Below are 23,370 nucleotides of genomic sequence, written 5' to 3' on the forward strand. Positions count from 1 at the left end.
TATCTTGGCTGATTACGAATGGTTATCGGAAGTACGTTCCATGGTGGGGCGGGAATATGGCCGCATCTATGCATGGGACGAAGTGAACCCGGCGATGGTTCGGCAATGGTGCGAGGTCATGGGGGTGAATAACCCGCTCTATACCGACCCTGACTATGCCGCGACCACCGAGTTTGGTGAAATCGTAGCGCCCCCGGCGATGCTGCAGGCCTGGTGCCTGGAGGGGCTGCACATGAACAACTACCCGCCGGGCTCGACCGATGAAAACCCCTATGAAGTACTGGGCCTGATCGAAGCCCAGGGCTATCCGGCAGTGGTGGCGGTGAACTCGGAGCTGACCTTTGACCGCTACGTGCGCATGGGCGAAAAGCTCTACTACACCACGCTGATCAAGGAAGTCAGTGAAGAGAAAGCCACGGCGCTGGGCACCGGATTCTTCGTGACGCAAGTGATGTCCTTCTTCTCCGAAAAGCCGGAAGGCGACGAGAAAGTGGGTGAGTTGCTGTTCCGCGTGATCAAGTTCAAGCCGGCGCAGCAGCCCAAACCGGTTGAAAAGAACGAGTCCGCTGTACCCAAGATCAAGCGTCCCAAGCCGGGTATCAGTGATGACACCCGTTTCTTCTGGGAAGGCTGTGAAGCAGGTGAGCTGCGCATCCAGCACTGCAAGAGCTGCAACAGGCTGCAGCATCCGCCTGCGCCGGTGTGCAGTCACTGCCAGAGTTTCGAGTTGGATTACCAGCTCAGTGCAGGCAAGGGCGAACTGTACTCGTTCGTCGTGATGCATTACCCGGAAGTGCCGCCGTTTGATTACCCCAACCCGATCGGCCTGATTCAGCTGGATGAAGGCGTTCGCATTCCGGCCGGTCTGGTCGGCGCTAACCCGGCAGACCTTGAGATCGGTCAGCGCGTGGAGGTCGAGTTCCAGACCTTTGACGATGAACTCACGCTGCCGCTGTTCCGGCCGGCAACCGCCTGAGGAGAATGTATGGACTTTACACTGACTGAAGATCAGCGCGCCATCGCCGAAATGGCGGGAGGCCTTTTCACCGATTTCTGCACCGACGAGCGCATGCGCGACTTCGATGAAAGCGATGCCACTATCATGCAAGACCTCTGGCAGACCTGTGTCGAAACCGGCCTGCACTCCCTGTACATCCCGGAAGACGCGGGTGGCAGTGGTTTGGGCATGAGCGAGCTGATGCTGGTGCTGGAAGCTCAGGGGCGTGGTCTTGGACTGGTGCCGCTCTGGCGTCATCAGGTTGCGGCCGCCACGCTGGCCCAGTTTGCCGCCGATGAGTTCGCGGGTCTGCTGGAAGCCGCCGCCGGTGCCGAGAAGGTGCTGACCCTGAGTGCCGGTGATCGCAGCCGTGCCACCGGTTTGGCGCTGAAAGCGGAACAGGTCGATGGCGGCTGGGTGTTGAACGGTACTGCTCATGCTGTCTCGGGTACCGGGGAGGCCGCCGCTGCACTGGTGCTGGTGGATACCGCCGAGGGCGCTCGCGTGGTCTGTGTTGAATTCGATACGGCCGGCGTTGATCGGGTAGCCGGCGTGCTGACTCAGGGCGAGAGCGTGGCCGATATTCGGTGCGATAACGTCAAGTTGTCTGCCGCAGCGGTGTTGCCTCTGGCTGCAACGGACTGGCTGGAAACCCGTGCCATCGCCGCTCAGGCCGCACTGCAGTTGGGTGTCAGCGACGAGCAGATCCGCCGTACCGTGGAGTACGTCAACGAGCGTGTTCAGTTCGGTCGCACCATTGGCCAGTTCCAGGCCGTGCAGATGAGCATGGCTGACTGCAAGGTGGCGCTTGAAACCCTCAGATCCGCTCTTTGGCAGCTGTGCTATCGCATCGATGCGGGTCTGCCGGCACCGTCCGAGGCAATGGCCACCGCCTGGCTGGCCTGCGAGGCCGGACACAAGATCGGCCACACCGCTCAGCATGTACATGGCGGTATCGGCGTCGATCTGACCTATCCGATTCACCGTTTTCTCTACTGGAGCCGCGCCCTGAGTCTGGGTCTGGGCGGCAGCCGGGCCACGCTTGAGCGTCTCGGTGACTGGTTGGCAACTCACGATACCTTGGGATGGAAATATGACCTCGAAGAAAACAATGCGATTTGAAGATGTCAGCCTCGGTGATCAGTTGCCGCCGCTGGAGATTCCCATCACCGTGGCGCTGATCACCGGTGGTGCCATCGCAACCCGGGACTACTTTCCGGGTCATCACGACAAGGATGCGGCTCAGGAGCTGGGCTCGCCGCATGTGTTCATGAATATCCTGACCACCAGCGGTCTGGTGCAGCGCTTTGTCGAGCAGTGGTGTGGCCCAGAGGCCCGCTTCCAGGACCTGAAGATCCGTTTGGGCGCGCCGAACTACCCGGGCGACAGCATGAAGTTCCAGGGCGAAATAACCGCTGTTGAGACCGACAGCCGCAGTGTGGAAGTGACGCTCAAGGGCAAAAATTCCATGGGCAACCACGTCACAGGCACGGTAGCGGTCACGCTGCCCTGAGCCGGAGGAGACAAGAATGAACGATAACATCAGCAACAAGGCCGCGATCGTTGGCCTTGGCGCCACCGAGTTTTCCAAGAACTCCGGCCGTACCGAACTGCGTCTGGCGATGGAAGCGACCCTGGCCGCACTGGAAGATGCCGGTATTGATCCGTCCGAAGTGGACGGTTTCAGCAGCTACTCCGTGGACAAGGTGCCGGAGTATGAAATTGCCCGCCTGCTGGGCTGCAAGGACGTGAAGTTCTTCTCCCAGATTCCGCACGGTGGCGGCGCCGCCTGTGCGCCGATCATGCACGCGGCCATGGCCGTTGCCACAGGCGTGGCCAAGACTGTGGTGGTCTATCGTGCCATGAACGAGCGCTCCTGGTACCGCTTCGGTACCGGCAGCTACGGCTTTGCCGATACCCCGATCTTCGAGAACGTGAACTACGGCTGGTACATGCCGCACGGTTTCCATACCCCGGCGGCCTGGGTCGGCATGTTTGCCCAGCGCTACATGCACACCTACGGGGCGACCTCTGAAGACTTCGGTCGTGTAGCGGTGGCGGTACGCGATTTCGCGGCCACCAACCCGAATGCCTTCTTCTACGAGAAGCCGATCACGCTGGAAGACCATCAGAACTCGCGCTGGATCTGTGAACCGCTGCACCTGCTCGACTGCTGTCAGGAGTCCGACGGTGCCGTAGCGATGGTGATCACCAGCGCCGACCGCGCCAGGGACCTCAAGCAGAAGCCGGTGATGATCAAGGCCGGTTCCCAGGGCATTGCCGATGGTCAGCAGATCATGACCTCCTACTACCGTGAAGACATCACCGGACTGCCGGAGATGGGTGTCGTCGCACGTGAGCTGTACCGTCAGTCCGGCCTGACGCCGGATGACATCCAGACCGCGGTGATCTACGACCACTTCACCCCGTTTGTATTGCCGCAGCTGGAAGAGTTCGGTTTCGCCAAGCGAGGCGAGGCCAAGGACTTCATCCGCGCCGGCCATCATGCCCGTGGCGGCAAGCTGCCGATCAATACCCACGGCGGCCAGCTGGGTGAGGCCTACATCCATGGCATGAACGGGGTGGCCGAGGGCGTGCGTCAGGTACGCGGCAGTTCGGTCAACCAGGTGGATGACGTGGAAAACGTGCTGGTTACCGCCGGTACCGGCGTGCCGACCAGCGGTCTGATTTTGAGCGCAAGCTAAGGAGGTCACATGTTTGTCGATCTGACAGCCGAGCAGCATGCGCTGCGACTGAAAATTCGTGATTACTTCACCAACCTGATGACGCCGGAGCTGCGCAGTTCCCTGCGCGGCAAGGAAGGCGGTGACGAGTTCCGCGACACCATCCGCCAGATGGGCAAGGATGGCTGGCTGGCCGTAGGCTGGCCGAAAGAGCACGGTGGCCAGGGCTACGCCGCCACCGAACAGTTGATCTTCTTTGAAGAAGCCAATATTGTCGGTGCGCCACTGCCGTTTGTGACCATCAGCACGGTTGGCCCTGCGTTGATGGAGTTCGGTACCGAACTGCAGAAGGAAAAATTTCTGCCGGGCATCGCGCAAGGCGAAATCAATTTCTCCATCGGTTATTCCGAACCGGATGCCGGCTCCGATCTGGCGGTGCTGAAAACCCACGCCCGTGTCGAGGACGACCACTTTGTCGTCAACGGCAACAAGCTGTGGACCTCGGGGGCCGAGTCTGCCGACTTCGTCTGGCTGGCGGCTCGTACCGATCCGGAACTGCCCCGTCACAAGGGCATCTCGATCATGATCGTGGACACCACCACTGAGGGCTTCTCGCATACCGTGATTCCGACCTGCTCCAACCCGACGGCGGCGACCTACTACGATAACGTCAGGGTGCCGAAAGAGATGCTGGTCGGCGAACTGAACGGCGGCTGGAAGCTGATCACTTCTCAGTTGAACCATGAGCGTCTGGGGTTGGGGTCCTGGTCAGATAAAGTGGTCGGGTTGTTCCGCCGCGTTTATCTTTGGGCCAAGCGCCGGGATGAAAATGGTTGCTGTGCCATGGATCAGGCATGGGTACGTTCTGCGCTGGCCGAGTGTTATTCACGCCTTGAAGCGATGCGGCTGATCAACTTCCGTATCGCGGCTGACCTTGAAGCCGGTCAGATGGATGTGGCGCTGGCCTCTACCACCAAGGTGTATGGCTCTGAGTCTGCGGTTGAAATTCTGCGCCGACTGGTCGATATCGTGGGTGCCAACGGTATGATCCGGGAAGGTTCTGCGGCGTCACTGCTGATGGGTGAACTGGAGTATGAAGTGCGTGCTTCCGTCACCCTGACATTTGGTGGCGGCACCAATGAGATCCAGCGCGAGCTGATTGCCCAGTTTGGTCTCGGCATGCAGCGTGGCCGCTAAGCCGGCACGAGGAGAGAACAATAATGAGTGCAATTGATACTTTTCGTGCAGAAACCCGCGCCTGGCTTGAGGCCAACTGCCCCGAGTCGCTTCGCGGTGCAGCGGCCAGTGGTGATCTGGTCTGGGGCGGCTCCCAAGTGGAGTTCGGCAGTGAAGACCAGCGTCTCTGGTTCGAGCGCATGCGCGACAAAAACTGGTTCTGCCCGGACTGGCCCGAAGCCTATGGCGGTGGCGGTCTGACACCGGAACAGGATGCGGTCCTGCAGCAGGAGCTGAAACGGCTCAAGTGTCGTCCGCCGCAGATTAACCTCGGCATCTGGATGCTGGGTCCGGTACTGCTGGAGTTCGGCACCGAAGAGCAGAAAAAGCGCCTGCTGACCCCGATGACCCGTGGCGAAGTGCGCTGGTGTCAGGGGTTCAGCGAGCCCAACGCCGGTTCCGATCTGGCCAATATTCGTACCTCGGCGGTGGATGCCGGTGATCACTATCTCGTCAACGGCAGCAAGATCTGGACCTCCTACGGCGACAAGTCCGACTGGATGTATTGTCTGGTGCGCACCGACAACAGCAGTGCCAAGAAGCAGGAAGGGATCAGTCTGGTAGTGCTGGACATGCACGCCGAGGGCGTTGATGCGCGCCCGATCGATCTGATCAGTGGCAAGTCCACCTTCTGTGAAGTCTTCTTCGACAACGTGAAGGTACCGAAAGAAAACCTGATCGGCCCGCTGAACGGCGGCTGGACTCTGGCCAAGCGTCTGCTGCAGCATGAGCGCAGTGCCATGTCCAAGTTCGGCGAATTCAGTTTGCCGACCCACTTCGATCTGATGAGCATTATGGGTGACTACCTGCCTCAATCCGACAGTGACAGTCCGTCTGACATCGCCCTGCGTGCGAGAGCCCAGGCCTGTGCGTTGGACGAGCACGCATTTAACCTGACCGTACAGCGTATGGGCCAGCAGGCGCGTGCCGGGCAGGACGTGAGCGGTATCGCCGCGATCATGAAACTGGTCCACAGCGAGCAGGAAAAGCAGAAGTTCGAGCTGCTGGTCGATGCCATGGGCTATCGCGCGCTGGGCTGGGACGGTGACGAGTTCAGTGAACAGGAACTGGCGATCAGCAAGGCATGGCTGCTCAGCTATACCCAGACCATTGCCGGTGGTTCATCCGAAGTGCAGCTGAACGTGATCGCCAAGCGCGTACTGGATCTGCCCGATGCTCCCAAAGGAGGCGCCAAATGAGCCTGATTTATAACGAAGAGCAGCGCATGCTGCTGGATACGGCGCAGGAATTCTTTGCTGAGCGCAGTCCGGTTTCGGCCCTGCGTGCGCTGCGTGATCGCGGTGACGAGCTGGGCTTTGAACCGGCGCTTTGGCAGGAGATGACCGAGCTGGGCTGGACTGCCATTCCTTTCCCGGAAAGCCTGGGCGGTCTGGAGTTTGGTTATACCGGCATGGGCACTGTATTTGAGTCTGCCGGCCGCCATCTGAGCGCCTCCCCGCTGCTGTCCTCCATCGTGCTCTGTGGTTCGGTGCTGGAATTGGGTGGCAGTGAAGCCCAGCAGGAAAGCTGGCTGGGTGAGCTGATGAGCGGCAGCAAGCGTCTTGCGCTGGCGGTGGACGAGGGTGCGCGTCACAACCCGGAACAGATCTCACTGTCTGCCAGTCGTAATGACAACGGCTTCGAGCTGAACGGCCAAAAGGTGCTGGTCGTCGACGGTTTGGGAGCCGATGGCTGGATTGTCGCCGCCCGGACCGGTGATGCGGCGAACGCCATCAGTCTGTTTATCGTTCCGGCGGGTGCCGAGGGCGTAACTCTCACACGCCAGAACCTGATCGACTCACGCAACACCGCGCGTCTGGGGCTGGATAAGGTACAACTCGCTCCGGATGCGCTGATCGGTGAGCTGGATCAGGGGTCTGTGGTGCTGATTCGTGCACTGGACCGTGGCCGTGCCTGCATCGCCGCCGAGCTGCAGGGCGCCTGTGAAAGCCTGTTCCAGACCACACTGGACTACCTGCGTACCCGTGTGCAGTTCGATGTGCCCATCGGCTCGTTCCAGGCGCTGCAGCACCGCGCCGCCTGGATGCACGTGGATATTGAGCTGGCTCGCTCCAGCCTGATGGCGGCGCTGGAGGCACTGGATACCGGTGATGCTCAGGCCAGTCAGCTGGTCAGCCTGGCCAAGTGGAAGGTCGGCCAGATGGCGGACAAAGTGAGCGGTGAAGCAGTGCAGATGCATGGCGGCATCGGTGTCACCGATGAGCTGGACGTGGGCCTCTACTTCAAGCGCATTCGCGTGCTGCAGGCGCTGCTGGGTGATGCCGATTATCACCTCAATCGGGCCGCCCCTCTGCTTGAGGTGGCCTGATCCTGTCGGCAGGGAGCGTCCGCTCCCTGCCTGTCAGTCCAGTATTGGTGACTGAACCAACCACCTTTCCTTTACACCTGAAGACAACGCGCCCACACGATCATCGCCATCAAGTGTGCAGGCCTCAGATAGTGTTTTTGAGGGACCCTCATGAAAATAAGAACAAAATTTCTCTCCATCTCCATCGTGCCCATGATCATTGTGGTGCTGGCCGTGATGCTGGTGGTGCAGTGGCAGCTGAAGCGTCTGGAGCAGGAAGAGGTCTCCACGATTCGCTCCGAGATGCTTACCGCTCGTCAGCAGGAACTGCAGAGTTATATTGATATGGCGATGGGTGCCGTTCGTCCTTTGCAGCACCGGCTGGATATGCGTTACGAGGAGAAAATCGCTCAGGCCACAGAGGTTCTGAACGGTATGACCTTTGGCGAAAGCGGCTTCATCTATGGCTATGACCTGGATGGCAATATCGTCTTTCACTCCGGCAACGCCGACATGATCGGCAAATCGGTGCTGGATCTCACCGATCCCGACGGCAAGCCGTTTGTTCGTGAGATTATCGACACAGCGATGGACGGGGGCGGTTTTGTGCAGTTTCGCTGGCCCCGAGAGGCCGGGGCCGAACCCTCGCCACGGCTGACCTATGCCCGCGAAATCGAAGTCTGGGGCTGGGTAATCGCCACGGGCTTTTTCATCGATGACATTGATGCCGAGGTGGCACGGCGTGAAGCCAGTATCGCGCATACCATCACTCAAACCATGTTATGGATTACGGGCGCGGGGCTTACCTTGGCGCTGCTGGTCAGTGCGGTCAATCTGCTGCTGTCGCGGCGCATGCTGGCACCCCTGCAGCATACCGCACAGGCGTTGCTGGATATTGCCGAAGGCGAGGGCGACCTGACCCGACGGCTGGATGTTCAAAGCCGTGACGAGGTGGGTGATGTGGCGCGCGGCTTTAACGGTTTTGTGGACAAGATCCACCAGCTGGTACGTGAAGTGCAAAGCGCTGTAGCGTCCTTGAGCCGCTCAACCGAGTCGATGACCGAAGTGGTCAGCCAGACGCAGGCCGACAGCCGTCAACAGCGTGAAGATACCTCACGCACCGTTGCCGCCATTCAGGAGATGGTGGCGGCAGTACAGGAAGTAGCGTCCAGTGCGACCCAGGCTGCGGATGCGGCGCGTCAGGCGGATACGGATGCGCGGGAGGGCGATCGCGTTGTGGCACAGACCATCGATTCGATTACCCACCTGTCCGAGGACGTGGAGCGTTCAGCCGATGTGATCATGCGCCTTGGCAAGGATGCCGATGCCATCGGCAGCGTGGTTTCGGTCATTTCCGACATCGCGGAGCAAACCAACCTGTTGGCTTTGAATGCGGCGATTGAAGCGGCCCGTGCCGGTGATCAGGGACGCGGCTTCTCGGTGGTGGCAGATGAGGTCCGCACCCTGGCCAGCCGTACCCAGCAGAGCACTGAAGAGATTCAACGCATGATCGAACGCCTGCAGGCCGGCTCGCGTGAGGCGGTCAAGGTCATGGGTAACAGCCGTGAGCAGAGCGCTGCCACCACCGAGCGCGCAGCGGGCGCAACGCGGTCACTGCAGCAGATCACCGCTTCGGTTGCGACGATCAGCGAAATGAACACCCAGATCGCCGGTGCCGCCGAGCAGCAGACGGCTGTGGCCAACGAGATTGAGGTCAGCGTGAAAGCGGTCGCGGGACTGGCCGACAAGGCGGATCACAATGCCGGCACTCTGGCCGATACGACGGCAGGAATGGCCGAGCTGGAGCAGCGCCTGAGCCGACTGGTGATGACGTTCAGGGTGTGATAGCGGCGTGCAAGCGTGGTTTTGCAGTATTGGATTCCTGTTTTATCATCGGTGAGCCGGCAAGCTATTTCAGGGTGGGCGAACCAGACTCTACGGTATGGCCCAAGTCTTTATCGGCGCTGCTCCTGCCCATCGATGGGGAGTGATGCACAGTTACTGTGAGGACAGCATGACGAAATCCACATACCAACCACCCTACACTATTACCCCGGAGATTCTGAACCGGGTTGCCGCCATCAGCGAGGCTATCGGTCGGCTGACCGTGCTCAACGATCATGCGAAAGCTTTGCGGCTGAGACGTATCAATCGTATCCGTACTGTCCATGGTTCGTTGGCCATCGAGGGTAATACCCTGAGTGAAGCACAAATCACCGCGATTCTTGATGGCAAGCGGGTCATTGCTCCACCCCGCGAGGTGCAGGAGGTTAAAAATGCTCTTGCTGCGTACGACCGGTTCGACTCTTGGAAGCCCAAGGCAGAAAAGGAACTGTTGGAAGCGCACCGGATACTTATGTCCGGTCTTATCGATGAAGCGGGGTTGTATCGTCATGGTGGCGTTGGAGTAATGGCCGGTGAACAGGTGGTTCACATGGCGCCGCCTGCCGACCGGGTTCCGCATCTGATGAAAGATCTGTTTGGTTGGCTGAGTGCCACCGATGCCCATCCACTTATTGCCAGTTCGGTCTTTCACTACGAGTTTGAATTCATCCACCCCTTTGCGGACGGCAACGGCCGTATGGGGCGTTTGTGGCAAAGCCTGATTCTTGCCCGCTGGAACTCTTTGTTTGCTGACATCCCGGTGGAAAGCCTGATCTTTGAGCACCAGGCCGAGTATTATCAAGCCATTCGGGAAAGCACCCAAAAAGCGGATGCCGCTCCGTTCATCGCTTTCATGCTGCGGATGATTCAGGACACTTTGACCACTTTGCCCCCCCAAGTAACCCCTCAACTCAGCCCCCAAGTCGGCGAGTTGCTGGCGGCAATACGGGGCGAGATGAGCCGGGAGGCAATACAAAACGCGCTGAGGCTCTCGGACCGAAAATCCTTCCGTGAGCGCCACCTTAAACCGGCCCTGGCCGAGGGCCTGATTGAGATGACTATCCCTGATAAACCCAACAGTCGCTTGCAGAAATACCGCCTGACCGACAAAGGCCGCCAGTGGCTTGAGGCAAGCAACCAATAGTATTACTCATGAAAAAAAGAGGGTGATAGAAGGGAGCCTTGTTGACTCCCTTGCGAAGCGCCTGACAATCAGGCTTCGATAGCCGCTTTCATTCCGGACTTGAGCGCGCCTTCGATATAGGCTACTTCCGCGCCATCTCCGATGTTCACCACCTCGATACCCTGCTTTTCAAGGCATCGGCTGAGGCAGTTGTTGGTATCGGCACCGACTGCCAGCACCACGGAGTCTGCTGCCAGTTCATGGCAGTTGCCCTCGGCATCGGAGTAGTTGACGCTCTTTTTGCCGATGGTGTGGACCTGGGTGTTTTTCTCCATGCGCACATCGTGGCTTTCCAGATTGTGCAGCACCTTCCAGCGACGGACGATGGAAAGTTCAGCACCCAGGTCCGGGCCCGGTTCCAGTACATGGACGTTACGGCCACGCTCAACCAGAAACTCGGCCAGCTCAAGGCCGACCAGTCCACCGCCGATGATGGTGACGTTCTTGCCCAGCGGCATCCAGAGTTTGGACAGGCTCTGCATCGCTTCGGTGCTGTTGGTCACACCCACCAGCGAGCCCGACTTCATCATCATGCGCTGGGTGACGTTGAGTTTGCGCTTGGCGATATCGCCCCCTTCACCGGTCATCAGCTTGCGCAGTTCGTCACCGGACCAGACATGCTTCTGATCGGCGCCGGGGATATCCGGTGCATTGCGGCGTGCCCCTACGGCAACGATGACCTGGTCGGGCTTGAGTGCACTGACCAGCGCTTCATCCGCGTGGGTATTGAGGCGGATGTCGATCGGCAGATCACGGACCTGCTTGATCAGGTAATCCAGCAGGGCGCCGTTTTCCGGGTAGGCCAGCGCGGCAAAGAACAGGGTGCCGCCCAGACGGCCACTGCGCTCGACCAGGGTGACCTGATGACCGCGCAGGGCAGCGACGCGTGCGGCTTCAAGCCCGGCCGGACCGCCGCCCACCACCAGCACCTTTTTCGGGCTGTCGCTGGCGATCAACTGCAGTTCTGACTCATGCCCGGTCTGCGGATTGACCGCACACTTGACCCGTTCATTGACGAAAATCTGGCTGACGCAGGCGTAGCAATAAATGCAGGGGCGCACATCGGCCGCACGATTTTCCTGCAGCTTGTTGGGCAGATCCGGATCGGCCAGCAACTTGCGTCCCATGGCGATAAAGTCGCACTTGCCATCGGCTACGGCCTTGTCGGCCACATCGGGATCAAGCCGACCTGCCGCTGTAACGGGAATATCCACCTGTTTGCGAATATGGGCAGCCCAGTCGAGGAACATGGCGCGTTCCTGGGGAATCGGTGCCTTGGTGAACGCATTACCGGTGCTCAGGTTGGCATAGGCCGATACGCTGATCAGGTCGATACCGGCGTCCTGTGCCATCCGGGCGGTCAGGGTGGCATCTTCAAGGCTGATGCCGCCGGGCAGATCCAGCTCGATGGCATCCATACGCATCCAGACCGGGTAATCACGGCCGACACGCTCACGCACGGCATGAATCACTTCAAGCAGCAGGCGGGCGCGGTTCTTCAGCGGGCCGCCGTACTCGTCATCGCGCGTGTTGTAGTAAGGCGAGAGAAAGCCGGAAATGATGTAGGTATGACCGGCGTGGATCTCGACGCCATCAAAGCCCGCTTTTTGTGCGCGTTCGGCGGCATCGGCGAACCAGGTCACCATCTGCTGAATGTCCGCCTTGTCCATCACCCGAATACGCACGCCCTTTTTATCGCGTCCCTTGGAGGAGCTGATGAAACGGCCCAGTTCGGACTGAGTGAGGGCGGCGAACATATCGGTGTTGGCGGTGGGCGGCATGGAAGGCACCCACAGCTCACGGCCTTCGGCCAGATCGCGCACCGAGGTCTTGCCGGCATGCTGCAGCTGGATGGCGATTTTGGCGCCGTGTCGATGGACCCGGTCGGTGAGCTGCTTCAGGCCCGGAATGAAATCATCCGAGGAGATGCCCACCTGATAGGGTTCGGCAGTACCGGCGGGATAGGCTATGGAGCCGACCCCCATGGTCAGCAGCCCGGCACCGCCCTTGGCGCGGGCTTCGTAAAACGCCTGAATGCGCTCGCCACAGCGTCCATCGGACTCGGCGAAGTTGGACCCCATCGGGGCCATGAGAATCCGGTTTTTCAGCTCAAGTGAACCGATCTTGCCCGGTTGGAAAAGATGTTGATAAGCGGCCATAGGTATCACCCTCGCGTCTGCTCAGAGTATGAAGTCGCAGCTGTCATGGCATCAACCCTGTTGCAGGAAATCGATACAGGTGCGGTTGAACAGGTCGGTGTGTTCCACCTGAACCCAGTGACCGCAACGGTTCAGCATCAGGAAGCGCGCCTCGGGTGCCTTGTCGAGGAACTTGAACACGCCCTCGACCGGGTTGAAACGATCATTGCTGCCCCAGAAGCCCAGAATCGGACAGGTTAGCTCGCCCAGGCGCTCGGTCATGTTGGGGACCATCATGGTTGAGAACAGGTTGGCCGGCTGAGTGACGGCAACGGCGGCGCGTTCTTTCAGCAGTTCTTCATCCAGCTGGGAGGCATCGAACAGCTGCAGCTGCATCACTTGACGCATCTCTTCCACACCCATGGGGCCCTGGCCAAAGACTTCGACCATGCGCACGATGCCTTCCATCTGGAAGTAGGTTTCACGCTCTTCCACACCGCCCGGTGCCATCAGGACCAGACGCTCAACCGTGGCAGGATGCGCCAGTGCCTGCCCGAGGGCAATGGCTCCGCCCAGCGAATTGCCCAGCAGAGTACAACGCTCGATGCCGGTTGCCTGAAGGAACTGATTCAGACATTCGACGAAAAACGCCAGATCGTAATTCACATCTTCCGGCTTGCTGGAGCGGCCAAAACCGGGCAGGTCCAGCACGATATTGCGAAAACCGGCTTCGGCAAATACCGGATAGTTGGTCTTGAAGTTGCTGTAGCCGCTGGCGCCGGGGCCGCTGCCGTGCAGCCAGAGCACGACAGGGCCTTCGCCCACGTCCAGATAGTGCAGCGTCAAACCGTTTTCGAGTTGGGCGTACTGACCAACGGGCAATGGCAGGTCCTGATGATCCATTGTGTTCTCCTTATTATGAATTATGAGCGGCACTGTAACAGTGCCGCGGACAGATCGGGTCTCGCTTATCCTCCAATTGACCCTTCCTGTCTGCATCGTCCGTTCAGACCAGCGCCAGTGCGGGTGCCACTTAGTCTTGATGGACGATGTTCAGCTTGCGCCGCTGGTCAAAGATGCATCACACAACAAGAACCTGAAAGCGATGTGCCCAAGGGCGCACGGGAGGACGTGTGATGAAACATCAAGACAAGGTGGTATTCGTAACCGGCGCCGGTCAGGGCATGGGGCGGGCGATCGTACAACGCTTCGCTGCCGAAGGTGCCAAAGTGGCCGCGATCGATATCAACCAGGACGCGGCTGCCGATACCGCCGCATCCTGTGAAGGTGAAGTGATCGCCATCGCCTGTGATATCGCCAACAGCGAATCCGTCAAGGGCGCGATGCAGCAGGTCAAGGAAGTCTTTGGCCGTCTGGATGTGGTCATCAACAACGCCGGTACCGGCTCCGTTGATGCCTTTCTCGATACGCCGGATGAAAACTGGGATCGCGTCATCGGCGTCAATCTGAAAGGCACCTTCCTGTGCTGTCGCGAAGGCGCACGCCTGATGCTCGAAAACGGTGGCGGCGCGATCATCAACGTTTCCAGCTCGGCGGCCGTTTCCGGTGAGGGCCCCAGTCATTACGTGGCATCGAAGGCCGGTGTCATGGGCCTGACGCGCAGCATTGCGCGTGAGCTGGCGCCGAACGGTATCCGCGTTAACACTCTGGTCCCCGGTGCGACCAATACTCCGATGATGCAGGGCATCCCCGAAGAGTGGATGCAGCAAATGATCAGTGCCATTCCGCTGGGCCGCATGGCCGAGCCGGATGATGTAGCCAAGGTGGCGTCCTTCCTGGCCAGTGACGATGCCGGCTTCATCACCGGACAGAACATCGCCGTCAATGGCGGCATGGTCTTCATCTGAGGTGGTTATGGCTGAGATGACACTGGAACAGCGAATCGATCGCCTTGAGTCCACCGAAGCCATTCGGCAGCTGGCAGGGCGCTATTCACTGTCGCTGGACATGCGGGATCTGGATGCGCACGTGAACCTGTTTGCATCGGATATCCGCGTCGGACGCGAGAAGGTGGGGCGTCAATACCTCAAGGCCTGGGTGGACTCCACCCTGCGCGATCAGTTCACCGGTACCTCACATCACCTCGGACAGCACATCATCGAGTTCGTCGACGCCGATCACGCCATCGGTGTGGTGTATTCGAAGAACGAGCACGAGACCGGTCCCGAGTGGGTGATCATGCAGATGCTCTACTGGGATGACTACGAACGCATCGATGGCCAGTGGTATTTCCGCCGTCGCCTGCCGTGTTACTGGTACGCCACCGATCTGAACAAGCCGCCCATCGGCGACATGAAAATGCGCTGGCCGGGTCGTGAACCCTACGAGGGCACCTTTCATGGTCTGTTCCCGTCCTGGCAGCAGTTCTGGAGCCGGCGACCGGCCGAAGATGTGCTGCCCGAAGTGGCAGCTCCGGCACCTGTAGACCAGTTCCTGCAGACCATGCGCGGCGATACACCCGCGCCGAAAATCCGGGTACGCTGAAGCAGCGGCCCGCAACATAACAAAAAAGGAAGATGCGCATGAGAGCCAACCAATCTGCGCCGTCAACAGCCGCGGTCCCGCGCGAGGAAACCCAGCGCAAGCTGGATCGCCGCTCCCAGGCGGCTGCGCTGATCAAGCCCCTGGATCATTACACCCTTGCCGATCGAATCGAGCAGCAGGCCGACAGGTTGGGTGACCATCCATTCATCATCTACGGTGACACTCGCCTGAGCTACGCCGAGCTGGATGCCCGCGCCAACCAGGTTGCGCACGCTGCGCTGGCCTGTGGCCTCAAGCCCGGTGATGTCTGTGCGATGGCAATGGAAAACCGCCCGGAGTTTTTTACCACCTGGTTTGGTTTGACCAAAATCGGTGTGGTGGTGGCCTTTATCAACAACCAGATCAATGGCCGACCACTGCAGCATGCACTGGAATCGACTCAGGCCAAGGCGGCCATCGTGGGCGAAGAGTGCGCGCACAATTTCGCCCAAACCCCCGAGATCAACACGCCGCTGTGGCTGCTGCCGGATGTGGAAAAACCTGCAACGGCAGCAGACCTGCAGGGGATTGGCAGTGAGTTCGTTACAGCACTGGAGCAGGCGTCATCTGAGCGGGTGGATCGTCGCTACCGCGAAGGGATCACCGCCGAGACACCGACCCTGTTGATCTTTACCTCCGGGACCACCGGACTGCCCAAGGCCGCCATCTACAGCCACATGCGCTGGCTTTGTTCTGGTGATGTGATGGAAGTGACCATCGACGCCACACCGGACGACGTTTTCTACTGCTGCCTGCCGCTGTATCACGGCGCGGCGGCCACCTCGGTCACATCAACCGCACTGAAGGCAGGCTCCAGCATCGTGGTGCGGCGCAAGTTCAGCGTCAGCCGCTTCTGGCAGGATGTGAGTGGCAACGGTGTTACCGTATGCCAGTACATCGGCGAAATCTGCCGCTATCTGCTCAATCAGGATACCCATGCAGGCAACCACAGGTTGCGCTGCATGATGGGTGCAGGCCTGACGGCCGAGACCTGGCAGCGCTGGGTCGATCGGTTTGGCGAAATGGATATCTATGAAGGCTGGGGCTCCACCGAAGCCAACACCAACCTGATCAATGTAGATAACCATATCGGCTCCTGTGGCCGTGTACCGGACTGGAACAAGACCAATTTCCGCCTGATCCGTTACGATCTGGAAAACGATGTTCATCTGCGTGACGAAAACGGCTTCTGTATCCTCTGCGAGCCCAACGAAGTGGGCGAGGGCGTCGGGATGATCATCAATCATCCGGAGATCGGTGGCGGTCGTTTCGAGGGCTATACCTCAAAGGATGCCACCGAGCAGAAGATTCTGCGCGGCGTGTTCAGCGAGGGGGACAGCTGGTGGCGTTCCGGCGACCTGCTGCGGTTTGACGAAGATGGCTATTTCTATTTTGTCGACCGTGTCGGTGATACCTTCCGCTGGAAGAGCGAGAACGTCTCCACTCAGGAAGTGGCCAGTGCGCTGGGCGACTTCAAGGGGGCGGAGCTGATCAACATCTACGGCGTACAGGTGCCGCAGCATGAAGGCCGTGCCGGTATGGCCGCGATCGTGATGCAGGAAGGCGAGTCGTTTGATCCGCAGGCGTTCTACGATCTGACCGTTGAACGGGTGCCGAACTACGCGGCGCCACTGTTCGTGCGGGTCAGTGCCGCGGCCGACATGACCACCACCTTCAAGCTGCGCAAGGTGGACCTGCAGCGTCAGGGCTACGCGCCCGAGCACTGTACCGATCCGCTGTTTGTGCGCGATGACCGGACCGGAACCTACAGACCCTATTCGGCCGACGTACTGGCCGAGGTCGGGCTGCCACCGTTTGAATATCAATAAGGCGTCGGGAGATGACAATGGGATTGAGAGGAGATGCCGCGATAGTGGGCGCGGCGCAGTACAAGCCTGAAAAATATGCCACGGCGCCGCAGATGTTCCATCTGGAACAGGTGGCCGATCTGGCGGCCCAGGCACTGGAAGATGCCGGTCTCAAGGCCAGCGATCTGGACGGTCTGGTGATCAACGGGCCCCAGTTTCACGAGGCGTCCGTCTTCGTACCGGCCATGGCGGCCGAGTACCTCGGCATCGAGCTGAACTTTGCCGAAGTGGTCGATCTGGGGGGGTGTACACCGGTGGGCATGGTATGGCGTGCCGCAGCCGCCATCGAGATGGGCCTGTGTGAAGCGGTGCTCTGCGTCATTCCGATGCGCCTGGCACCGTTCGGCCCAAGCGAAGATCCGGCCTGGATGGCACGCGCCATGCGCTTTGGTGGCCACAGCACCGCCTATGGTGCCCCGGAGGCGGAATTCGACCTGCCTTACGGTCACATGGGCCAGAACACCGGGTACGCCATGATCGCCCAGCGTTATGCGGCGCAGTACGGCTACGATCAGACGGCGATGGCCAAGATCTGTGTCGATCAGCGCACCAATGCACTGTCCAACCCGGATGCCATGTTCTTCGGCAAGCCGCTGACGGTTGAGGATGTGCTGGGCAGCAAAATGGTGGCCGATCCGCTGCACGTGCTGGAGATCGTGATGCCGGTGGCCGGTGGTGCCGCCGTGATCGTCACCTCCAAAGAGCTGGCGGCCAAGACCAAACACCGCCCGGCCTTCGTGAAGGGCTTTGGCGAGCGCCTGTCGTTCAAATCACCGTCCTATGCCAACGATATGACCGTGACCCCGGTGGCGGCTGCGGCCAAGCGCGCCTTCGAGATGGCGGGCGTCAAGCCGCAGGATATGGACGCGGCCCAGATCTACGACTGCTACACCATCACCGTACTGCTGTCGCTGGAAGATGCCGGCTTCTGTCCCAAAGGGGAGGGGATGCGCTTCATCAAGGAGAACGACCTGACCTTCAAGGGCAACTTCCCGCTGAACACCCACGGCGGTCAGCTCAGCTTCGGTCAGGCCGGCAGTGCCGGTGGCTTCTCGCAGGTGATCGAAGCCTACACCCAGATCGCCGGGCGTGCCGATGCACGTCAGCTCAAGCGTTGCGATCAGGTGTTCGTCTCCGGAACCGGCGGCGTGATGAGTGAACAGGGTGCATTGATTCTGCAGGGGGGGTAAGTCATGAGTCTGAAACCGATGCCAGAGATGACCGAGATCTCCAAGCCCTTCTGGCAGGGCCTGAACGAAGGCGAGATCCGTATCCAGCAATGTAACGCCTGTAACGGCTGGGTGTTCTACCCGCGCCGTCACTGTACCCACTGTCTTTCCCATGATCTTGAGTGGAAGCCGGTGTCCGGCAAGGGCACGCTGTATACCTATACCCTGACCCGCATCCCGACGCTGCCGGAGTTTGCCGACGAGATGCCGCAGGCACTGGCGGTGGTCGAGCTGGAGCAGGGCGTACGCATCAACACCACACTGGTGGGACTGGCCGAAGACGAGATCAAGGTTGGCATGGCACTCAAGCCGGTGCTGGATCAGGTTGATGCCAAGGGCAATACCCTGCTGCGCTTCACTGCGGCGGAAAAAGATCTGGATAGCCTGCCGTATGTGAATCCGCTGGACAGCCTGCCGCGCAACGACAAGGGGCAGGTACAGGTGGCTGTGGATAACCCGGTGGCCCTGCAGGCATTGGTCAGCGATGAGTACACCGACTGGAGCAACACCCTGCTGGTGGATCAGGCGCTGATCAACACCTTTGCCGAGCTGTCCGGCGACAACTACTGGATTCACACCGATCCGGAACGTGCCGCCAAGGACAGTCCGTTCGGTACTACTATCGCCCATGGCTCGCTGGTACAGGTGCTGCAGTCGCGCCTGAACTTTGCGCTGCCGTTTGAAATTACGGGATTCCAGACCATGGTCAATTACGGCTCTGACCGTCTGCGTTTCCCGTCGCCCGTTCCGGCCGGATCCGAGATCCACGCCCGGGCGCGGGTGAAGTCGGTGCAGCAGTCCCGTAAGGGCACTGCGCTGACGCTTGAGGTCAATATTCACGTTGTGGGTAATGACCGACCCTCGGTCATCAACGATCTGGTCATTCTGTATCGCTGATTGCTGTTTGGTTCATGCTGTGTGCTTGTTTTGCCGCCCTTCGTGAGTTGGGCGGCTTTTTTCGTTTACGAGTGTGACTGTCGCCGATATTACATTGCCGTATATCGTTCGCAGAGCCGCTGACCATCACTTCAAGTGGTCGAATCTGCTCTACTCATGCTGAAATTTTGTATAACCAGTGCCAATTATTACCCAATTGTCGCTATGATCTTTGTATTGGGCGATTGCCGAACACTCAGGGAGATAGGGTCAGATGACTACGCTTCGTACGCCGTCAGGGAAATTACACTCGATTCTGTTACTGCTGGCCGGTGCGCTGCTGCTGTCGGCCTGTGAGCCTCAGGCCGACGGGCAGGACAGCAATGTGCAGCAAGAGGTGGTGCGCCCGGCGAAGATCGAGACGCTGCAGCGGGCGTCCATCTCCGGACTTGATCTTGCCGGTACTGTCCGCGCGGCTCAGCGCGCTGAGATGGCGTTCAAAGTGGCCGGTCGGGTCGACAAGGTTCTGGTCGACGAAGGGGATAGAGTGAAGCAGGGAGATGAACTGGCGCGGCTGGATGATCGCGAGTTCAGAACCGCACTGTCGTCTGCCCGAGCTGAATACGCCACCGCGGATGCGGATTATCGTCGCGGGCTTGCCATCTTCGAGCGCAGCCAGGCGATCTCCCGACGCGATCTGGAGAAACTGGAAACCCAGCGCAGTCTGATGGCCAACCGGTTGCGCAATGCCGAGCTGGTGCTGGAAGAAACAGTACTCAGGGCACCCTTTGACGGTATTGTCGGTCGCAAATTGGTGGAGGAGTTCGGTCGTGTTGGTGCCAATCAGCCGGTGCTGATTGTACAGAATCTGGACGAACTGGAGGTTGTTATCCAGGTGCCTGACCGTGTTGTTCTGCACTCATCCACCAGTCCTGAAGTGTTTGCCGAAATTCCCGGGCTGGATCAAACCTTTCCTCTAAGCCTGAAGTTTTACTCCACCGAAGCCGATCCTGTAACGCAGACCTATCAGGTTATTTTGGGACTGGGCGATAAAGGTGATGCACGCATCCTGCCGGGCATGTCGGCACGGGTCTTTTCCGAGGCGGCCACCAGTGACAGCTTGTGGGTGAGTGTTCCGCTTGGGGCCATCATTTCCAATAATCAGGGTCAGCAATATGTCTGGAAGCTGGATGCGGACAGCCGGGCCCGAATGCAGCCCGTCGCGGTTGGCTCCCTGCAGGGCAACAGAGTCATGGTGACCGAGGGGCTGCAGCCCGGTGATCAGATCATTACGGCGGGTCTGAGCGGATTGAAAGACGGCATGCCGGTGCGCCCGCTTGAAACCAACGGAGAGGCGCGCTGATGGATATTGCCCGGTACTCCGTCGCCAAACGGACCAGCCTGTGGGTGGTGATCTTCATGATCCTGCTCGGTGGCTACCTGAGCTATGACAAACTGCCGCGCTTTGAAGATCCCGAATTCATTATTCGCCAGGCGGTACTGATCACCTCCTATCCCGGTGCCAGCGCACAGGAAGTGGCCGAAGAAGTGACCGATCGGGTTGAGGCGGCGGTGCAGGTGCTGCAGGAGGTGAAAAAGATCAAGTCGGTTTCGAGGCAGGGACACTCCGAGGTCAGCGTCGAGATCAAAATGGAGTTTGCCCGTACCCAGGCGGAACTGCAGCAGGTGTGGGACAAGCTGCGCCGCAAGGTTGCGGATGCGCAGCGCACACTGCCGCCCGGTGCCGGTAATATCATCGTCAACGATGACTATGCTGATGTGTATGCCCAGTTCTATGCCATCACGGCGGAGGGTTACACTGACCGCGAACTGTTTAATTATGCCGATCAGCTGTCAAAAGAGTTGGCGCTGGTGCCGGGCGTTGCCCGTACCGCCCTGCTGGGGGCGCGTCAGGAGCAGATTTTCATCGAGTTTTCCCGCGAGAGACTGGCGCATTTCGGCCTTGGCGTGCAGCAGGTTTTTCAGGTGCTGCAGCAGCAGAACCTGATTACGGTTGCGGGTGAAGTACCGGCAGACGGACTGCGTGTGCCGGTGATTCCCGAGCGCAGTGTGAGCAGCTTCGATGATCTGAAAAATCTGCAGATCGGTCTGGGGGCTGGCAACACCATTCTGCGCTTGTCCGACATCGCTCAGGTGACCCGCGGCTATGCCGATCCCCCCGGTATGCTGATGACCTTTGATGGTCAGCGCGCCATCGGCCTGGGCGTCTCCAATGTGCAGGGCGGCAATGTGGTGGAGATGGGACGTGCGGTCAGTCAGCGTCTGGCCGAGCTGGAAAACCTGCGTCCGGTGGGGATGGAGCTTCACCCGATCTCGCTGCAGTCGGAATCGGTCCAAACGGCGATAACCTCCTTTGCTGCCAACCTGGCAGCGGCGGTGCTGATCGTATTCGTAGTGCTGCTGTTGTTCATGGGGTTGAGGGTCGGCCTGATCATCGGCTTCGTGCTGCTGTTGACTGTTGCGGGCACGCTGATCGTAATGTTGCTGGATGACATCGCCATGCAGCGCATCTCGCTGGGTGCCCTGATCATCGCGCTGGGGATGCTGGTTGATAATGCAATCGTGGTCAGTGACGGTGTGCTGGTGCGGTTGCAGCGTGGCGAAGATCGTGATCAGGCGGTATCTGCTGTGGTGCGCAGTACCATTTGGCCGCTGTTGGGCGGCACTTTGGTCGGGATTCTGGCCTTCAGCGCCATCGGGCTGTCTCCCAGTGATATGGGTGAATATGCCGGTTCGCTGTTCTGGGTCATTCTGTATTCCATGTTGTTGAGCTGGCTGTTTGCGATCACCGTAACCCCCATGCTCTGCCATCAGTTTTTGCGTGCACCGGCGGGCACTGCCGGTCAGACGCGAGGCCGCATTTCACGTGGCTATGAAAGGCTGCTGCACTGGGTACTGGCCCACCGCGGCCTGACGCTGGTGATGCTGTTGCTGGCTTTGGCTACGGCTATCTGGTCCACACGGCTGGTACCGCCGGGTTTCATGCCTGATTCCGAGCGCCCCCAGTTTGCCGTTGACCTGTACTTGCCCCAGGGGAGTGATATCAATCGTACGGCCGAAGCCCTGGCGAGGGCAGAGCAGGTCGTGTCGGCCAAGGAAGGTGTGCTGCATACCACCGGCTTTATCGGCGGTGGCGGACTCCGCTTCATACTCACCTACGCGCCGGAACAGCGCAACCCCGCGTTTGCGCAGCTGCTGGTCAACGTGGATGACTATGGGCGTATTGCCGAGCTGCGTGAAACCCTGCAGCAGGAGCTGACAGCGCTGCTGCCCGATGCGTCGGTGAAGGTATGGAAGTTCATGCTGGGTCGAGGTGTCGGCAAGAAAATTGAAGCGGCCTTTACCGGGCCTGATCCGGCGGTACTGCGGCGCATCGCTGAAGAGGCCAAGCAGTTGATGCAGGCTGATCCGAGTTTGATCGCGATTCAGGATGACTGGCGTCAGCAGGTGCCGGTGGCACAGCCGAAATGGCGTCAGGATCTGCTGCAGCGGTTGGGGCTGACCAGTGCCGATGTCAATGCTGCTCTGGCGCAGACCCTCAGTGGGCGCACGCTGGGGGTCTACCGTGAACGGGATGAGCTGATTCCGTTGGTGGTGCGGGCTCCGGCGGCCGAACGGGATCAGGTCAGCGTGATTCAGAGCACCGAAGTGTTCAGTCCGGTGGCCAGGCAGTCGGTGACTCTGGGGCAGTTGATCGAGTCGGTCGATCTGGTCTGGCAGGATGCGATCATTCGCCGCCTGAATCGAGAACCCACGCTGATGGTGCAGGCGGACCCGGCCCCCGGTCTGGCGACCAGTGAGGTGTTCAACGGCATTCGCCCGGTGCTGGAGTCGATGCCGCTGCCACCGGGATACAAGCTGAAATGGTACGGCGAATATGACTCGTCACGCGAGGCCAATGCCGGTATTGCGGTGTCGGCGCCTTATGGCTTTGCGGCCATGATTCTGGCGGTGGTGTTCATGTTCAATGCGTTCAGGCAGCCGCTGGTGATCTGGATGACGGCACCTTTGGCCATCATCGGTGTGGTCTTTGGTCTGATTCTGTTCCGCACGCCGTTCGAGTTCATGGCGATTCTGGGCTTTTTGAGCCTGATCGGGATGATGGTGAAAAACGCGATCGTGCTGGTGGATGAAGCGGATAGCCGCATTGCCGAAGGGCAGCAGGCCTATGGCGCCATCATCGATGCCTGCCTCGGGCGTGCCCGGCCGGTGGTACTGGGCGCGTTGACCACGATTCTTGGCGTGGCGCCTCTGCTGGTCGATCCGTTCTTCAAGAGCATGGCGGTCACCGTGATGTTTGGTCTGCTGTTCGCCACGGCGTTGACCCTGGTGGTGCTGCCGCTGTTTTATGCGCTGCTGTTCAAAGTCGGCGCTGAGAAACAGCGTTGACCAGATCTGTGGT

At 59.8% G+C, this 23,370-nt stretch carries 18 protein-coding genes; 16 read left to right on the plus strand and 2 right to left on the minus strand.

Translation table 11 applies throughout. The annotated features are described in order from the left end of the window. The first annotated feature begins 4 nt into the window (after positions 1 to 4). The 9 genes from ABIE60_RS10260 (at position 5) to ABIE60_RS10300 (ending at position 10,253) form a co-directional block, all read left to right on the plus strand. Positions 5 to 976 carry an OB-fold domain-containing protein gene (locus tag ABIE60_RS10260; protein WP_354469312.1) on the plus strand — a complete coding sequence of 324 codons (972 nt, stop codon included), beginning with the start codon at positions 5 to 7 and terminating at the stop codon, positions 974 to 976. Positions 977 to 985: 9 nt separating this feature from the next. Next, entirely contained in the window at positions 986 to 2,119 is a 1,134-nt protein-coding gene (locus tag ABIE60_RS10265) for an acyl-CoA dehydrogenase family protein (protein WP_354469313.1), read from the plus strand. Next, a complete protein-coding gene (locus ABIE60_RS10270; protein ID WP_354469314.1) occupies positions 2,109 to 2,510 on the plus strand; it encodes a MaoC family dehydratase in 402 nt (133 codons plus the stop codon). The genes ABIE60_RS10265 and ABIE60_RS10270 overlap by 11 nt, the downstream gene beginning before the upstream one ends. A 16-nt stretch (positions 2,511 to 2,526) precedes the next feature. After that, a complete protein-coding gene (locus ABIE60_RS10275) occupies positions 2,527 to 3,702 on the plus strand; it encodes a lipid-transfer protein (protein WP_354469315.1) in 1,176 nt (391 codons plus the stop codon). Positions 3,703 to 3,711: 9 nt separating this feature from the next. Further along, positions 3,712 to 4,878, plus strand: coding sequence for an acyl-CoA dehydrogenase family protein (locus tag ABIE60_RS10280; RefSeq protein WP_354469316.1), 1,167 nt, complete (start codon positions 3,712 to 3,714; stop codon positions 4,876 to 4,878). A gap of 23 nt (positions 4,879 to 4,901) precedes the next feature. After that, the gene (locus ABIE60_RS10285) at positions 4,902 to 6,116 is read left to right on the plus strand and encodes an acyl-CoA dehydrogenase family protein (protein ID WP_354469317.1); all 1,215 of its coding nucleotides are present in this window, start codon (positions 4,902 to 4,904) and stop codon (positions 6,114 to 6,116) included. Continuing rightward, the gene (locus ABIE60_RS10290) at positions 6,113 to 7,246 is read left to right on the plus strand and encodes an acyl-CoA dehydrogenase family protein (protein WP_354469318.1); all 1,134 of its coding nucleotides are present in this window, start codon (positions 6,113 to 6,115) and stop codon (positions 7,244 to 7,246) included. Before ABIE60_RS10285 ends, ABIE60_RS10290 begins: the two co-directional genes overlap by 4 nt. Positions 7,247 to 7,396: 150 nt before the next feature. After that, positions 7,397 to 9,070, plus strand: a complete 1,674-nt coding sequence (locus tag ABIE60_RS10295; RefSeq protein ID WP_354469319.1) for a methyl-accepting chemotaxis protein — start codon at positions 7,397 to 7,399, stop codon at positions 9,068 to 9,070. A 169-nt stretch (positions 9,071 to 9,239) separates the two neighbouring features. Then, positions 9,240 to 10,253, plus strand: a complete 1,014-nt coding sequence (locus ABIE60_RS10300; RefSeq protein ID WP_354469320.1) for a Fic family protein — start codon at positions 9,240 to 9,242, stop codon at positions 10,251 to 10,253. 68 nt (positions 10,254 to 10,321) lie between these two features. Here ABIE60_RS10300 and ABIE60_RS10305 read toward each other — a convergent pair whose 3' ends face one another. Continuing rightward, positions 10,322 to 12,451 (minus strand): oxidoreductase, encoded by a 2,130-nt coding sequence (locus ABIE60_RS10305; protein WP_354469321.1) that lies wholly within the window; start codon positions 12,449 to 12,451, stop codon positions 10,322 to 10,324. Positions 12,452 to 12,502: 51 nt separating this feature from the next. Beyond that, positions 12,503 to 13,333: an alpha/beta fold hydrolase gene (locus tag ABIE60_RS10310; RefSeq protein WP_354469322.1), complete on the minus strand. Its 831-nt coding sequence runs from the start codon at positions 13,331 to 13,333 to the stop codon at positions 12,503 to 12,505. 233 nt (positions 13,334 to 13,566) lie between these two features. Here ABIE60_RS10310 and ABIE60_RS10315 point away from each other — a divergent pair, with 233 nt between their 5' ends. From ABIE60_RS10315 to ABIE60_RS10345, 7 genes are all read left to right on the plus strand, one after another. Beyond that, positions 13,567 to 14,298 (plus strand): SDR family NAD(P)-dependent oxidoreductase, encoded by a 732-nt coding sequence (locus ABIE60_RS10315; protein WP_354469323.1) that lies wholly within the window; start codon positions 13,567 to 13,569, stop codon positions 14,296 to 14,298. Positions 14,299 to 14,305: 7 nt separating this feature from the next. After that, positions 14,306 to 14,935, plus strand: coding sequence for a nuclear transport factor 2 family protein (locus ABIE60_RS10320; protein ID WP_354469324.1), 630 nt, complete (start codon positions 14,306 to 14,308; stop codon positions 14,933 to 14,935). A gap of 38 nt (positions 14,936 to 14,973) precedes the next feature. Then, complete coding sequence (locus ABIE60_RS10325) at positions 14,974 to 16,803, plus strand: long-chain-acyl-CoA synthetase (protein ID WP_354469325.1); 1,830 nt, start codon at positions 14,974 to 14,976, stop codon at positions 16,801 to 16,803. A 17-nt stretch (positions 16,804 to 16,820) separates the two neighbouring features. Then, the gene (locus ABIE60_RS10330; RefSeq protein WP_354469326.1) at positions 16,821 to 18,032 is read left to right on the plus strand and encodes a thiolase family protein; all 1,212 of its coding nucleotides are present in this window, start codon (positions 16,821 to 16,823) and stop codon (positions 18,030 to 18,032) included. A 3-nt stretch (positions 18,033 to 18,035) separates the two neighbouring features. Further along, positions 18,036 to 18,968 (plus strand): bifunctional OB-fold nucleic acid binding domain-containing protein/MaoC family dehydratase, encoded by a 933-nt coding sequence (locus ABIE60_RS10335; protein WP_354469327.1) that lies wholly within the window; start codon positions 18,036 to 18,038, stop codon positions 18,966 to 18,968. 253 nt (positions 18,969 to 19,221) lie between these two features. Then, positions 19,222 to 20,310 carry an efflux RND transporter periplasmic adaptor subunit gene (locus tag ABIE60_RS10340; protein ID WP_354469328.1) on the plus strand — a complete coding sequence of 363 codons (1,089 nt, stop codon included), beginning with the start codon at positions 19,222 to 19,224 and terminating at the stop codon, positions 20,308 to 20,310. After that, a complete protein-coding gene (locus tag ABIE60_RS10345; protein ID WP_354469329.1) occupies positions 20,310 to 23,357 on the plus strand; it encodes an efflux RND transporter permease subunit in 3,048 nt (1,015 codons plus the stop codon). The genes ABIE60_RS10340 and ABIE60_RS10345 overlap by 1 nt, the downstream gene beginning before the upstream one ends. The last annotated feature ends 13 nt before the right edge of the window (positions 23,358 to 23,370 follow it).

It is taken from the genome of Marinobacterium sp. MBR-109 (assembly GCF_040547565.1).
In the GTDB taxonomy this organism is placed as follows: Bacteria; Pseudomonadota; Gammaproteobacteria; order Pseudomonadales; family Balneatricaceae; genus Marinobacterium.

Coding starts and splice junctions, on each gene's coding strand:
- ABIE60_RS10265 (WP_354469313.1), top strand. CDS start 986: ATGGACTTTACACTGACTGAAGATCAGCGCGCCATCGCCGAAATGGCG.
- ABIE60_RS10270 (WP_354469314.1), top strand. CDS start 2,109: ATGCGATTTGAAGATGTCAGCCTCGGTGATCAGTTGCCGCCGCTGGAG.
- ABIE60_RS10275 (WP_354469315.1), top strand. CDS start 2,527: ATGAACGATAACATCAGCAACAAGGCCGCGATCGTTGGCCTTGGCGCC.
- ABIE60_RS10280 (WP_354469316.1), top strand. CDS start 3,712: ATGTTTGTCGATCTGACAGCCGAGCAGCATGCGCTGCGACTGAAAATT.
- ABIE60_RS10285 (WP_354469317.1), top strand. CDS start 4,902: ATGAGTGCAATTGATACTTTTCGTGCAGAAACCCGCGCCTGGCTTGAG.
- ABIE60_RS10290 (WP_354469318.1), top strand. CDS start 6,113: ATGAGCCTGATTTATAACGAAGAGCAGCGCATGCTGCTGGATACGGCG.
- ABIE60_RS10295 (WP_354469319.1), top strand. CDS start 7,397: ATGAAAATAAGAACAAAATTTCTCTCCATCTCCATCGTGCCCATGATC.
- ABIE60_RS10300 (WP_354469320.1), top strand. CDS start 9,240: ATGACGAAATCCACATACCAACCACCCTACACTATTACCCCGGAGATT.
- ABIE60_RS10305 (WP_354469321.1), bottom strand. CDS start 12,451: ATGGCCGCTTATCAACATCTTTTCCAACCGGGCAAGATCGGTTCACTT.
- ABIE60_RS10310 (WP_354469322.1), bottom strand. CDS start 13,333: ATGGATCATCAGGACCTGCCATTGCCCGTTGGTCAGTACGCCCAACTC.
- ABIE60_RS10315 (WP_354469323.1), top strand. CDS start 13,567: ATGAAACATCAAGACAAGGTGGTATTCGTAACCGGCGCCGGTCAGGGC.
- ABIE60_RS10320 (WP_354469324.1), top strand. CDS start 14,306: ATGGCTGAGATGACACTGGAACAGCGAATCGATCGCCTTGAGTCCACC.
- ABIE60_RS10325 (WP_354469325.1), top strand. CDS start 14,974: ATGAGAGCCAACCAATCTGCGCCGTCAACAGCCGCGGTCCCGCGCGAG.
- ABIE60_RS10330 (WP_354469326.1), top strand. CDS start 16,821: ATGGGATTGAGAGGAGATGCCGCGATAGTGGGCGCGGCGCAGTACAAG.
- ABIE60_RS10335 (WP_354469327.1), top strand. CDS start 18,036: ATGAGTCTGAAACCGATGCCAGAGATGACCGAGATCTCCAAGCCCTTC.
- ABIE60_RS10340 (WP_354469328.1), top strand. CDS start 19,222: ATGACTACGCTTCGTACGCCGTCAGGGAAATTACACTCGATTCTGTTA.
- ABIE60_RS10345 (WP_354469329.1), top strand. CDS start 20,310: ATGGATATTGCCCGGTACTCCGTCGCCAAACGGACCAGCCTGTGGGTG.